At 59.7% G+C, this 13154-nt stretch carries 12 protein-coding genes, 1 tRNA gene and 3 pseudogenes; 6 read left to right on the forward strand and 10 right to left on the reverse strand.

The window, feature by feature from the left end:
• Positions 1-61: 61 nt before the first annotated feature.
• The 3 genes and pseudogenes from ABRP93_RS06345 to ABRP93_RS06355 form a co-directional block, all read right to left on the reverse strand.
• Positions 62-310, reverse strand: a pseudogene (locus ABRP93_RS06345) (IS110 family transposase); the annotation flags it as partial.
• Positions 311-640: 330 nt separating this feature from the next.
• Positions 641-934, reverse strand: a pseudogene (locus ABRP93_RS06350) (ATP-binding cassette domain-containing protein); the annotation flags it as partial.
• The gene (locus ABRP93_RS06355) at positions 934-1959 is read right to left on the reverse strand and encodes a metal ABC transporter solute-binding protein, Zn/Mn family (protein ID WP_023023889.1); all 1026 of its coding nucleotides are present in this window, start codon (positions 1957-1959) and stop codon (positions 934-936) included. The pseudogene ABRP93_RS06350 and the gene ABRP93_RS06355, both read right to left, overlap by 1 nt.
• Positions 1960-1998: 39 nt before the next feature.
• Between ABRP93_RS06355 and ABRP93_RS06360 the strand changes: the two genes are divergently transcribed.
• Positions 1999-3138, forward strand: a complete 1140-nt coding sequence (locus ABRP93_RS06360; protein ID WP_349887312.1) for a LacI family DNA-binding transcriptional regulator — start codon at positions 1999-2001, stop codon at positions 3136-3138.
• Here ABRP93_RS06360 and otsB read toward each other — a convergent pair.
• From otsB to thrE, 5 genes are all read right to left on the reverse strand, one after another.
• The gene (gene otsB, locus ABRP93_RS06365; protein ID WP_023023885.1) at positions 3110-3868 is read right to left on the reverse strand and encodes a trehalose-phosphatase; all 759 of its coding nucleotides are present in this window, start codon (positions 3866-3868) and stop codon (positions 3110-3112) included. The two genes, ABRP93_RS06360 and otsB, sit on opposite strands and share 29 nt — an antisense overlap.
• An 11-nt stretch (positions 3869-3879) precedes the next feature.
• Positions 3880-4455, reverse strand: a complete 576-nt coding sequence (locus ABRP93_RS06370) for an META domain-containing protein (protein WP_349887313.1) — start codon at positions 4453-4455, stop codon at positions 3880-3882.
• A complete protein-coding gene (locus tag ABRP93_RS06375) occupies positions 4455-5924 on the reverse strand; it encodes an alpha,alpha-trehalose-phosphate synthase (UDP-forming) (RefSeq protein WP_349887314.1) in 1470 nt (489 codons plus the stop codon). The genes ABRP93_RS06370 and ABRP93_RS06375 overlap by 1 nt, the downstream gene beginning before the upstream one ends.
• Positions 5925-5938: 14 nt before the next feature.
• A complete protein-coding gene (locus tag ABRP93_RS06380; protein WP_023017948.1) occupies positions 5939-6295 on the reverse strand; it encodes a hypothetical protein in 357 nt (118 codons plus the stop codon).
• Positions 6296-6357: 62 nt separating this feature from the next.
• Positions 6358-8088 (reverse strand): threonine/serine exporter ThrE, encoded by a 1731-nt coding sequence (gene thrE / locus ABRP93_RS06385; protein ID WP_349887315.1) that lies wholly within the window; start codon positions 8086-8088, stop codon positions 6358-6360.
• 152 nt (positions 8089-8240) lie between these two features.
• On the opposite strand from thrE, the gene ABRP93_RS06390 reads away from it, so the two are divergent.
• Positions 8241-8313, forward strand: a tRNA-Thr gene (locus ABRP93_RS06390).
• A 68-nt stretch (positions 8314-8381) separates the two neighbouring features.
• Here ABRP93_RS06390 and ABRP93_RS06395 read toward each other — a convergent pair.
• A complete protein-coding gene (locus ABRP93_RS06395) occupies positions 8382-8990 on the reverse strand; it encodes a tyrosine-type recombinase/integrase (protein ID WP_349887317.1) in 609 nt (202 codons plus the stop codon).
• Positions 8991-9010: 20 nt separating this feature from the next.
• A pseudogene (locus tag ABRP93_RS06400) lies at positions 9011-10228 on the reverse strand (IS3 family transposase).
• 122 nt (positions 10229-10350) lie between these two features.
• Here ABRP93_RS06400 and ABRP93_RS06405 point away from each other — a divergent pair.
• The 4 genes from ABRP93_RS06405 (at position 10351) to ABRP93_RS06420 (ending at position 13111) form a co-directional block, all read left to right on the forward strand.
• On the forward strand, positions 10351-10707 hold the full coding sequence (locus ABRP93_RS06405; RefSeq protein WP_349887318.1) for a hypothetical protein: 357 nt from the start codon (positions 10351-10353) through the stop codon (positions 10705-10707).
• A gap of 10 nt (positions 10708-10717) precedes the next feature.
• A complete protein-coding gene (locus tag ABRP93_RS06410) occupies positions 10718-11443 on the forward strand; it encodes a hypothetical protein (RefSeq protein WP_349887319.1) in 726 nt (241 codons plus the stop codon).
• A gap of 13 nt (positions 11444-11456) precedes the next feature.
• The gene (locus tag ABRP93_RS06415; RefSeq protein ID WP_349887320.1) at positions 11457-11984 is read left to right on the forward strand and encodes a hypothetical protein; all 528 of its coding nucleotides are present in this window, start codon (positions 11457-11459) and stop codon (positions 11982-11984) included.
• 143 nt (positions 11985-12127) lie between these two features.
• A complete protein-coding gene (locus tag ABRP93_RS06420; protein WP_349887321.1) occupies positions 12128-13111 on the forward strand; it encodes a WhiB family transcriptional regulator in 984 nt (327 codons plus the stop codon).
• Positions 13112-13154 lie beyond the last annotated feature (43 nt).

A 13154-nucleotide genomic window follows, 5' to 3' on the forward strand; every position in this document is an offset into this window, starting at 1 on the left:
GAAGCCGCCGGATCAGCTACACTTACTATCGCATCTTGATTAAATCCCCGTGTCCACTTTCCGGGGTTCGGGCCCCATCAATTCCAAGGTCTTGGGCTACCGCGACAGTAAGCCGACCAATGTTATTTGGCTGGTCAACAACGACAAGGACCTTGTTGTTACCAGAGTAGAAATTCGAAAAGAGCGCGCGTAAAGCCTGCTCGTTTTGATTGATTCGTTTGGACAGGACCTGGGCGCCGTGGCTATCTAAGACGCACGCGTGGTGGAAGTATTTTCCAACATCCATTCCGATGACATAGTCGTAGACCATGTCAGACCTCCTAGCGAGTTGAATGAGTATGAGACTTCTTTCATCGCTGGTGGTCGGACATACTTCACGCTGGCATCCACATTACTTTGAGACCTCACACCGTTGATGTGGGTCAGGTTCCTATTAGCAGTTTGGAGTATGTCACTGCCTTCGGCGGCATCACCCCCCGGATCATTATCAGACAGGGACGAAAATAAGCCATACCGAAGCCAGCGACTAGTTCCACTGCTCCTGAAAAAGAAAAGCAAAAGGAACGCAGACAAACATAACCTGCCCCTGCACAGGGGCAGAGTTACGAATCCTGGGTAACCTCAAGCGGAACTGCTAACAACGTAATGGGTGCCGGTGGCGGAATACCCCGTGCGCCACGGAGAGCGACACGAGGTCGCGGGCGCGCAGGGGAAGGTCAGCGGGGAACATGCGCTGCTGGGGGATGAACCCGACCCGGCAGTTGACGTCGACGCGGCCGCTGGTCAGCGTGCGGGTGCCGAGGATGGTGCCCAGCAGGGTGGACTTGCCCACGCCATTGGGGCCTAAAACGGCGATAAACTCGCCGCGGTCCACGGCGAGATTAAGCTGCGACCACAGCGGGTCTACTGCGGCCTCATGGAATTCAACGAGCACTAGTGCTTCCCCAGCTTGCTCGTGACTTCGTCGTAGTATTCCCAGAACTTCTTGCCATCCGGCGGGGTTTCGCCGATTTCTACGATATCGACGTCGTTGTCCTCTGCGGCGGACTTGATGCGGCCGGCGGTATCGGTTTCGGTCTGGGGGTTGAAGATGAGGAGATCGACCTCGCCATCGTCGATGGCCTTGATGAAGGCGGCGACATCGGCAGTAGCGGGCTCGCCCTCGGAGATGGTGGCCTTGCGGTAGCCCTCGGGGGTGACGTCCTTGCCGTCGGTGTACTTCATGAGGTAATCGGCGATGGGCTCGGTTTGGGCGTAATTCAGGCCATCGGGAAGCTCCTTGAGCTTATCGCGCAGCTGGTCCACGTGGGAGTCGATCTTCTCGGTGGTGGCACCGGCGTCGGAGTACTTCTCGTTGATCTGGTCCGCGATGGATCCGGCGACCTCCTCCAGGGCGGCGGGGTCGTACCAGATGTGCTCGTTGCCCTCGATATTAGTGACCTTGTCCGGGTCATCCTTGGCGGTGGCCTTCGCGGCATCGATGGTCATGACATCGGGGTCCTCGTCCAGCTTGCCGTGGTCCGTCAGCGGCAGGGCGGAAATGATGTTGTCCTGATCGGAGACGGCCTGGTAGATCCAGGCGTCGTAGCCGCCGCCGTTGACCACGAGCATGTCGGCGTCGTTGGCCTTGGCTACATCGGCCGCGGTGGGCTCGAAGTGGTGGGGGTCGGTGTCATTGCCCTCCACGATGGGCTCGACCTCGATGTCGATGCCGGAGGCGGTATCGGCCACGGCCTGGGCAACATCGGCCCAGATGGAGGTAGAGGCGACGATGGAAATCTTCTTATCACCGGAGTCGCCGGAACCAGAGTCGGTTCCGGATCCAGAATCGGAATCTGTAGAGCATGCGGCGGTAAATAGGAGGCCACTTGCTGCGAGTAGGGCTGTTGTTGCGCGTAGTGACGTGTGCATACCCTCCAGTGTGCGTTTGCTGGCAATCATTGTCAATTGAACATGCATTGAAAATCCGGCGCCAGGGCGCAGGGTAAGGTAACAGGCATGGTTAAACGCAGCCCCACCCGGAAGACACTGGCCTCCCTCGCCGCGGAGTTGGGGGTTTCGCGCACAACCGTATCCAATGCCTATAGCCGCCCTGACCAGCTCTCCCCGGCAACGCGGGAGCGCATTTTGGCCGCCGCCAAGGCGCGCGGTTACCCGGGGCCTGATCCCACGGCGCGCAGCCTGCGCACCCGCCGCGCTGGGTCGGTAGGCGTGCTGCTGACCGAGCACCTGTCCTACGCCTTCGAGGACATGGCGTCGGTGGATTTCTTGGCGGGCATGGCGGAGGCATCGGCAGGCGCGCAGACTACGCTGACGCTGATTCCCGCCGGCCCAGAAGGCGAGGCGGAGGCGACCAGCCTGGTGGGTTCGGCCGTGGTCGATGGCTTCGTGGTCTATTCGGTCGCCGCGGGCGATGCCTACCTCGCGGCCGCGCGGGGCCGGGGCCTGCCGCTGGTGGTCTGCGATCAGCCCACGGACGCAGGCCTGCCGTTCGTGGGCATTGATGATCGCGCGGCGATTGCCCCGGCGGCACGTGCGCTTATCGATGCCGGGCATCGCCGCATCGGCATCCTCGCCATCCGCCTGCGCCTGCAGCGCCACGACGGCCCGATTTCCTGGCAGGAAGTCCAGGACGCGGAGATGCACGTGCAGCGCTCGCGGGTGATGGGCGCGCTCGACGTCTTCGCCGAGGCGGGCATCGCGCCCGAATCCGTGCCTGTGGTCACGCAGCACATTAACGATGCCCATACCACCCGCGCCGCCGCCGAGCTCTTGCTCGACGCGCATCCGGAGCTTACGGCCGTGCTGTGCACGACCGACTCCATGGCGCTCGGCGTGCTGGCCTATGCCCGCGAGCGCGGGCTGAGTGTGCCAGAAGACCTATCCGTGACCGGCTTTGACGGCATCGATGCGGCGCAGCGCCTCGACCTAGCTACCGTCATCCAGCCCAATAAGGCCAAGGGAGCCGCGGCCGGGCACATGCTGGAAAAGCTCATCGCTAGCGCGACAAGTGATTCTGCCGGTGCAGGCAGCGCGAAGGTCGGCGCCGAAGGAGCGGAGGAGGTGCCGCGGCGGGTGTTGCAGACGCGGTTCGCGCCGGGAAAGTCGGTTATTGCACCGCGGCCGCGCGGGCGGTAGCGAGCTCGGTGAGGAAGTGGGCGACGGCGTCGACATCGGCAAGCTGCACGGCGGCGATGGAATCGCCCTCGCCCACCTTGACGCCCACGTCCGGCGGCTGATGGAGGGCGCGGAAGCCGTGCTCATCGGTGACGTCATCGCCTAGAAAGACCATGGCGGTGGCGACGGTGCGCTCGCGGAGGGTCTCCAGCCACGTGCCCTTCGTGGCGGTGGTGGCGGAAAACTCGATGACGGACTTGCCGGCGGTGCGCGGGAAACCGGCGGTATCGAGCGCCAGGCCCGCCTCATAGGCGGCCGCGCCCTGCTCCGGGCTGTCCAGCTCCAGCGAGCGCAGGTGCAGCACGCGTTGGAAGGGCTTGACCTCGAGCTCCGCGCCGGGGAAGCGGTCTATGATGCCGCGGATTTCTTCCTCCTTGCGCGCAAGGTGCTCGCGCATGGCGGGGGTGAGCTCGGTCTGCTGCCAGGAGGACTCGGCGCCGTGGGAGCCACCGAAGAGGACGGGCTCGCGCAGGGGACACACGCGCTGCAGACCCTCGAGGTGGCGCCCAGACAGCACCGCGGCCGTGGTGCGCGGCAGGTGGGCCAAGTGGTTGAGGGCGCGGGCGGCATCGGCGTTGATTTCCACGTCATAAATGTCGGCGGCAATCGGGGCCAGCGTACCGTCAAAATCAGAAACCACGGCGAGCTCTTCTGCCGCGGCCAAGGCCTTAATGGTGGTAGAAAGCGTCATGGCATCCCATGCTACGCGCCGGAGACCAGCTTGATGGAGGGCGAATCTACCTCATCGGTATCGAGCTCCAAGATGAGCTGGTTATTGCTATTTACGGTGTAGATAAAATCATTATCCGAGGTAATGAGGTTGCGCAGCAGGTTATCAGCCCACACGGAACTGCCCTCGCAGTCCTCATCGGTGTCGTCGTATTTAACCTCATCGAAGTGCAACTTATTGCCATCGCGGATATTCTCGCGCTCGTCACCGGCGGTGTAGGTCAGCCGAGCCGCAAGCCGAGTGCAGCCGGTGGTGCCCACCATGGTGGACTCGCCGAAGCTAAATTCCGGCGCGTGAGGAATCGATTCCGGGATGGTGGATGCTGCGTCCGGCGCAGTATTGATGGAGACGACCTGCCAGTGTTTGTCCACAATCCGGTCATCACCCGCGGGCCGTGGGGCATCGTCCTCGGAACCGCAGGCAGCAAGCAGCGTGACGGCACCCAGTGTGGCCACGGCTGCGGCATGCCTGCCGATGCCTTTGTTCACAGCGGGTGTACCCGCACCGGCCGCTCCGGCCGTGCGTACGCGGGGGAGGGAAGGAGGCATTAGGAGTCCTTTCCGTGTGAGTCGGGAGCTTGCGAGGCGGTTTCGGTCCGGGTAGTACGCAGGCAGCCCAAAAAAGACTGCGACCACAGCCGCACATCGTGGCTCATGACCTGTTCGTGCATGGTGAGCATGCGCTGGGTCATGGTGAAGGGGGCATCGGCAAGCGCGCGCACGGCGTTGAGTAGGGCGCGTTTGACGGACTCGATGTCGAAGGGGTTGCACAGGTAGGCCTCATCGAGCTCCGCGGCGGCGCCGGCGAATTCCGAGAGTACCAGGGCACCGGAACCGTCATCGTGGCAGGCCACGAACTCCTTGGCCACGAGGTTCATGCCGTCTTTAAAGGGCGTGACCAGCATGATATCGGCCATGCGGTAGTAGCAGCGCAGCACGTCCTTGGGCACGCCGCGGTGCTGGTAGTGCACCACGGGGTGGCCCATGCGGGAAAAGCGGCCATTGATGCGGCCGACGGCCTCTTCCACCTGGGAGCGGGTGGCCTTGTAGTGGTCGAGGCGCTCACGCGAGGGCGTGGCCAGCTGCACCAAGGTGACCTCCTCCGGATCCAGGGCGCCGGTTTCCAAGAGCTCCTCGAAGGCGGTCAGGCGCTGCAGGATGCCCTTGGTGTAATCGAGGCGATCCACGCCCAAAATGATGCGCTTGGGGCTGCCCAAATCCTTGCGCAATTGGGCCACGCGGCGTCTATCCTCGTCGCTAAACTGGCCGAAATCCTGCGCGGCGATGGAAATGGGGAACGCGCCCACGCCCACGGTGCGGCCACCGGGGAGGCGGATATGGGCGGTGACATCGCGGGTGGTGGCCTCGCCACGCACCTCGAGGCCCTGGCGGCGGGCCAATTCCAAGAAATTGCGGGCATTGGCCTCCAAGTGGAAGCCGATCAGGTCTGCCCCCAAGATGCCGCGCACCGTTTCCTCCCGCCAAGGCAGCTGCCGGAAAAGATCGGGGGAGGGGAACGGGATGTGCAGGAAGAACCCAATGGTGAGATCGGGGCGCATTTGCCGCAGGATGCCCGGTAATAATTGCAGCTGATAGTCCTGCACCCAGACCGTCGCGCCTTCTGCGGCCACGTGGGCTACCTCGTCCGCGAAGCGGAGGTTGACCTCGCGGTAGGCATCCCACCAGTCGCGGTCATAGGTCGGGGTGACGATGAGATCGTGGTAGAGCGGCCACAGCGTGGCATTGGAAAAGCCTTCGTAAAAGGCCTCAAAGTCGGACTCGCTAAGCCTGACCGGGTGCAATAACACCCCGGCCTCGGTGCGGAAGGGCTCGGGCGCGGCATCGGCGACGCCGGGCCACCCCACCCAGCAGCCCTGGTGCGCTTCCAGCACCGGTGAGAGCGCGGTGACCAGACCGCCAGGCGAGGGCGTCCACTCCTGACTGCCATCGGCCGCGGTAGTTAAATCTACCGGCAGGCGGTTTGCCACTACTACGAAGTCATTGCCGCGCTCACTCATAGTCCAAGACTAGCTTAAGACTTCTTGGTCGACTTCTTTGTTGCTTTCTTTGTCGACTTCTTGGTGGACTTTTTGGCCGCCTTGGTGGTCTTCTTGGTCGACTTTTTAGTGGACTTTTTCGATGCCTTGGACGTCGACTTCTTGGTGGCCTTCTTCGTGGATTTCTTCGGCGCGGCATCGGCTTGTTCCGCCAGCACCTTCTTGTGCACCAAGCCCTTGGGCTCGACACCCAGCATGGACATCAAGGTCACGCCGTCCAAGAAATCTTGGGAGTAGGTGGCCACCACGCGGCGGGCGGCGCGGGCGGTTTCCTCTGCCAGGGCAATATCTTGTTCTGCCTGTGGGTGCGTGTCTTGGACCTTGGGTGGCACGGCGAGTCCTCCTGAATATTGGGAAAGCTATCAGGCTAAATATTGTACGCTACCGGCGGCGTTTAGGGCTCCTCGGGTTCCTCCCCGTCGGGCTTGGTGTGATCGGATTCCTCCGGCGCGGGTGATTTCTGGCCGGGCACCGTATAGGTGGTGCGCTCAGTTTCTTGCGGCTGGGCCGGCCACTGGGAATCTGCCGGCCACAAATCTTCCGCCGGAGTGGTCCCCGGCGCGTGCTGCTGAGCCTGCGCGTGTCGCGGTGGCTTTGGCCCCAGCGTGGGCGGCAATTCGGGGCGGTTGACGCGTGGGGCAAAGGGGGACATCGGCACACGCGGGATGCGCGGGGCCTTGCGAGCCAGGTGAGTTGCCTTGTGGAAGGAGAACCGGCCGATGCGCTTGAAGGCGGAGTACGGGCGGAAGTACTTCGGGCGGCGCAGGCGGCGCGCGACGCGCTCGCCAAAAACGACGCCGGCTGCTAGCGCGCCGGAGATGGCCAGCGCGGTAGCCAGGTTGGTAAAGCCGGTAATCATCTGCTCGTTGATGGAGGCATACATGCCGCGGTACAGCATGAGGCCTGGCAGCATGGGCGTATAGCCCACGATCATCGTAATGAGCGGCGGGATGCCCCACCGACGCGACATCAAACCGCCGGCTAGGCCCACCACGATGGCGGATAGGCCCGAGGCAATCACCGGGCCGACGCCGAAGGGCACGACCACGAAGTAGTAGAAGACCATACCGGCGGCCGCCGTGAGGCCTGAGAGGGTAATTTCTATCCAATTAGCCCCGCAGGCCAGCGCGAAGGCGGCCGAACCCGTGCCGCCGAGCAGCACCAAGAGGGGAATCTTGTGATAGACCGGCGGCGCCAAGGTACCCATTGGGGGCAGGTCAAAGCCCATGGCGGAGGCCAGCTGGATGCCCACACCCACGCCGGCGATGATCGCGCCCGTTGATAACAGCGCGGAGAAAAAACGCGCGGAAGAGGTTACGGGGGAGCGGGTGATGCCATCGACAAGCGATTGCACCAACGTCAGCCCCGCCACCAGCACGATGATTCCGGACGCAATAATCTGCGCCGGCGACATGCTAATGCCAAAGGCGGCGGCTACGTTATACAAAATCGCTGCTGGGAAGACGGCCAAGAAGCCGCCGACGACGTTTTGATAAAAGGGCGGCAGGCGGTAATTGGCCAACCAATCATTAAGCCCCATAATCAGCGCGGAAACCACGAAGGCAACGAGGCCGACGAGGAGATCGCCGCCGAGCATCATGGAAATCAGGCCACCCATGCCGCCCCAGCCAAGCATCACCGTGGACGGCTTATAGGGCGCTGGCATGCGGTCGATGTCATCCAGGCGCTTTTCCGCCATGGCGGGCGGCACCCTACCGGAGTGGATATCGCGGATGAGGCGGTCTACTTCCGAAAGCTTGGAAAAGTTCACGCCCACATCCGGCACCACGCGAAAGACGTGGAGGTTCTGGCGCTTATCGCCCGTGCCAATCGCGGTGTGGATGGTGATGGTATTCATCAAAATATCCACGTGGCAGTAGTGCAGGCCATACGACGACGCTGCCAGGTGGACCTGCGCGCGGGCATCCGAGTTGGCGGATCCTGCGCTAATGAGCAGCTCGCCGATGCGCGCGGCAATCTCCATCACGCCCGTGACCTGGGCGGCATCGGTCAGATCGACCGGGGCGAGTGGCGATGGTGGGGGTGCGGCTTTGGCCGCGTCAATGATGGCGACTTGGCCTGCAGATGCGCGCAGGCGCTCCCGCATAGCGGACAGTAGTGACACGAAAATAACCCTCGAAAAAGCGGTGGGACACTAGTAATAATTTCAGCCTGAACTCTAACCCTTGTGGGGCGCAAATGCATACAAGGGGGACCAGCTTTCCACTTGGGCGAGGTCCTCGGGTACCATGCAACGAGCGGAAGAAATTCCGCGGTGCTGGAGTGGCGCAATTGGTAGCGCAACGCACTTGTAATGCGTAGGTTGCGAGTTCAAGTCTCGTCTCCAGCTCAAAAAACTACCCCCTAGCTGCATAAACAGTTAGGGGGTAAAAGTTTACAAGTTAGCCAGGTGGCTATTTATCGGCTACTTTGCGCGGGCGCAAACAGTTCCAACACCGCCGTATGGTCACCAGCATCAGCCGCCCGCTTCACATAATACCGCCCCGTAATCGCCGGGGAAGCATGACCCAATTGCCTAGCGGCTTCCTCAACACCGTTCACGTTCTCAATAGCCGTCGCGACAGATGAACGGAAAGATTTAAACTTCACGTGAGAGAACACGTTTCCCCGCGCTTCCCGAAACTTTGTCCGCACATTCACAATGTCTAGGAACCCGCCCTGGTTATTCGGAAAGACAAGCACGCTCTCAGCGTTCACTAGACGCTCTATAAGCATGTCCCTGAACCAATCGGGGAGCGTAACCGTACGAAAGCCGCTATTGGTCTTTGTGTAGCCTTGACGGACTAGTTTGCCGTCTTGCCTGACAATCGCCCCCGAAAGCGTGGCCTTTGCCTTAGGCTTAGCGTCCAGCTCTAAATCTGCCCACTGCAGAGCCAACACCTCAGAGGGGCGGAAACCAGTAGCGATTAAAGCGCCCACTATGCCCACTAAATCGGTTTGCTTGTAGGGCGTTTGCCACGCCTGAACATTCTCCCAAATCTGGGGTTGCCCGCAAATCGTGGACACCTAGTCAAGCTACCTAGTGGTTAGGCAGCTATTTCTTCTTCGTTTCTGGTTTGGGTGGTGTGGTTTTCGAAATCGACGGGGCTGACCATCCCGAGGGCGGAGTGCCGGCGTCGACGGTTGTAGACCACTTCAATCCAGTAGGCAACGGCCTTGCGGGCAGCATCGCGGGTTGGCCAGCGCTTCCGGTCGTAGAACTCGGTTTTCAGCGTCGACCAGAACGACTCGGCCATCGCGTTATCGAAGCACACCCCGGTACGCCCCACAGACTGAACAACACCTAGGTTGCGGCACACCTCCCAGAGCTTCTCACTGGTATATTGCGTCCCCCGGTCAGCGTGAAACACCAGACCATCAGGAACGTCACCACGGAAGCGTGTGCGCCATCCGCAGTGCTCGTTCGACCAAACTTGTATCTTGCACACTATCCATAGCCCAGCCCAGTACCCTGCGGGAATGACCATCGCGAACTGCGCATAAGTACAACCAACCCTCGCCGGTGCGCAGGTAAGTAATATCTGACATCCACACCCGGTTAAGTTCACCGGTATCAAACATGCGCTTGACCAGGTCAGGAAGACTTGACTTACGCTTAGATTGAATCGTTGTCACCGGCACAAAAGCACGCGGTGAAATCCCTTCAATTCCCATCAGACGCATCCGCTTGGCCACAGTCTTACGATTTACACTGATCTGGTAGCGCTCGGCGAGTTCTGCGGTAATCCGCGGGGCACCATAGACCTCATCGGAGTCTTTCCAGATCTGATGAATTTTACGATCAACATCATCGTAAAAAGATATCCGATCATCTTTACCGGATAAGCGTTGCTGCTGCATATGGGCCCATTTGTAGTATCCAGACCGAGACACCTTCAACAAGCGTGCCATGCGCTTGATACTGAAATTCGCCTTCTCCTGCTGCATCAATTCGAACTTTTCTGATCGCGTTGCTGTGCGGCGAAGAAGGCTGTCGCTTTTGACAAAAACTCGTTATCCATCTTGGCTTCTGCCAGCTCACGACGCAGACGAGCATTCTCAGCACGAAGATCCGCCTCGCTTAACCCATCAGAGGATCCTCGGCGTTGACGCTCATTTTTCACCCACCGACCTAAAAGGCCAGGTGCGACACCAATCTCCTTAGCCACATGAGCAATCGGGCGTTCTGACTCGATTACCAGGTTCGCGGCTTCACGCCGGTACTCCGGCGTGTATTTCTGACGTTGTTGACTCACAATGAACATCCTCTCCTACGGACACAAAATCCGCACTAATCGGGTGTCCACCAAACGAGGGTAACCTCAATTATCAAACAGTCCGTGAACTGTATGACCAAGGCAGAAGCCGAAACGCCATCGCTAAAGAGATGGGCACAACTACCTACCAAGTCGATAAAGCCTGCAAAGAGCTAGGCATCTCATGGAACGGCAATATCCCCACCACGGCGGTAAGAGTCCGCTCACAACGCGCCGCCAATGAGCGCGCCGAAGTCGCCGCCAAGTTCCGCGCACTCGCACAACGAGAACTGGACAAGGCACTCAAGTCCGAAGAGCCAGACGCAGACATTCGCCACCACGTCACAAGCGCAGCAATCGCTGTCCAGCGAGACCTTGAAATTGCCACCCACGTCGCCGAAAACGACGAACACGCCGACCGCACACCCCAAGAACGCGAACAGGACAAAAGCCTGAGCGTCCTAGATTCCCTGAACACCTACGCCTAGGAGGAAACCAATGACCACATTCAATTTCAACAACCTAACGCCCCAACTCACGTTTCTCAGTGGTGAGATGGACAAGGCAATCACCTGGTACGCAAAGAACCCTGAATACTCAGACGAGGGCAAACGCAACCAACTCAAGCGAGTGGCTGACTCGCACGGTTACACAGCCGCTATCAGCAAGCTACGAACGGCCGTCGCCGCCCTACCTGAGGCAGTAGCCAAGGAACAGGCGGAGGAATACGCCAGGGTCTACCCACGGGCCAAAGGCTCCACTGAAGCTCTGGCCGCTGAGATGGCAACACAGCGCTACCTGCAGAGGACAGCTCTCACTGACCCCGACGATGACGGCAATCTAGAAGCCATTAGGGCGGTATTCAAAGAGATGGGGCCGTCTCCAGCGCGAACACTGCTATTCGAGGAACTGCAGGCCCGTGGAATCAGCCACAGGGAGATAATTCGAGGCTGTGAGACTGAAGAGAACCCGGCGCTAGAAAATGCAAAGAACACCGCCACGGCCGCCGAAACTACAGCCCGGCTCGTCAATGAGCAATTGGACGATCTGGAAGCCTCCCTGCAAAACCCCAGAATGAATACCGCAGGCGACACCACGAAGCTGGACCAGATTAAGACCTACCTTGCTAACTACTTCAGGGAGGACATGGAAACCGACAGCGTCATTAGGTTCGAAAAGCTACGCCCAGCACCTGCTTTCAATACCCCTGCCCCGACTGAATAGGAAACGTGAGAAAATGCGCACTATTGAACAGCTCGAAGCAATCGTTAAGAATATCCAGACGCAACTGTCTGAGCTAAAAGAAGATAGGTCTAAGGGCGTTGATGTTCCAGATTGGAAAGAAACGCAAGCTCACCGACAGCTAAAGAAATACACCGACGAACTCGAGGAGCGCCGCGAAGAAAAGGCAGCGCTAGATAAGGCTAAGGCCGAGGTCGAAAAGAGCCACGCCGAACAACAGGCCGCTGTCCTAGAGGCTGCAGAAGAAGCCTACACCGTGCTGAAAGAGACTACTGTCAGCGCCGCTGAGGCCCACAAGGCAGCGCTGCAGGGGCTACCTGCCTACCGTGAGGCACGGGCGATTGAGGCTTCGGCATATCGCAATCTACGCGGCCTGGTAGAGCAACTAGACGAACCAGAACATGACGATGACGGCAACGTTATTACCGACCGCATCCCGTTCTACAAGGATACTGTGGGCAATGTCATGCACCATGATGACATTGTCCCCGGTAAATATGGTCGCGCTTTAGACCGTATCTAGTCCGCATTACCGGGCCAAAGGCTCGCTATTCCGTTTTCCTTTTTGCGGAATGGCGGGCCTTTTCCGATCCGAAAAGTAACAGTGACTTAATAGCTCTGACCTGCACTAACTAACCGCGCTGGAGTTTTTAATACAACACAAGGGTGACAGCCCCCATACTTACGAACGCCCCGTGCCACAAGACCGCGAACCGTGCTTTCATCGACCCGGACAAAGTTCCACAACGGTCTATCGACGCAGCGATTCGTATGTGCGAACACTGCCCAATGCGTCAAGAATGCGCCCGTAGTGCGCTACAGGCTGGCAGTATGCTCACGGGGGAGGCGTTACCAGCAGACGGGGTAATCATGGCCGGGGTGGTTACACGTGGCAAGCAAACCGTACAGGCGCTCGAAGCGATAGCCGGAACGACAGCCCCGTGCTATACCGGCCGAGCTAAGAGGCGCGGAAGCGTCACGGGGAAGCCCTGCCTGAATTGCGGTCGAACCTTGCATAGCTGGACACGTGTCCCTGAAGAAATACCGGCCGGTATGGTCATGCACTACAGTCGCCAATTCTGTGTGGACTGCAGAACAGCCTTGTGCAAGTACCTTGCCTCTCTGCCTGAAGAAGAGCGCCGGGTGCGCCGTGGTCTACTGAAAGAAGTTGACCGTAAACGTCACCACAATGGCCGCACAGTCGCGTTGAAGCGCCATCAATATATTTCCACTAAGCGCAGAGAAATAGCCGCTGAGATGGGCGTCCCCGTTGAATACATCGTCCCTCTGAGAGAAGCAGCCGAGAGGCTGGGATGCAGCATCGAAAAGGCTCGAAGAAAAGCAACCGAGAAAGAGGCGCTCTGGAGAATAGACAAGTCCCCCTATTGCAAGACGGCGAACTTACACGTCAATCTAGGAGCGCTAGGGTATGAGTCCCCGCTAGTCCAGGGGCGTGAAGCGAAATCACGTTCTAAGGCCGCTGAGGAACTCTGTTTACCCGTGGCCAAAGTGGTGAATGTCGGGGATCTGGCAAAGAAGTGTGGTGTTCCAGATTCGGAGCTGTTGGCACGGTTGCATCGTCAAGGTGTGGAAGTGGTGAATAAATGGGGCCGCCATTGGCTAGCGGAGGCGGACGCTTCAAAGCTCTAAAAACCGGCGGGGAGGTGGCTATCTATCGGCTACTTTGAAAAAG

The sequence above is a fragment of the Corynebacterium sp. KPL2850 genome (genome assembly GCF_040225855.1).
Lineage (GTDB): Bacteria > Actinomycetota > Actinomycetes > Mycobacteriales > Mycobacteriaceae > Corynebacterium.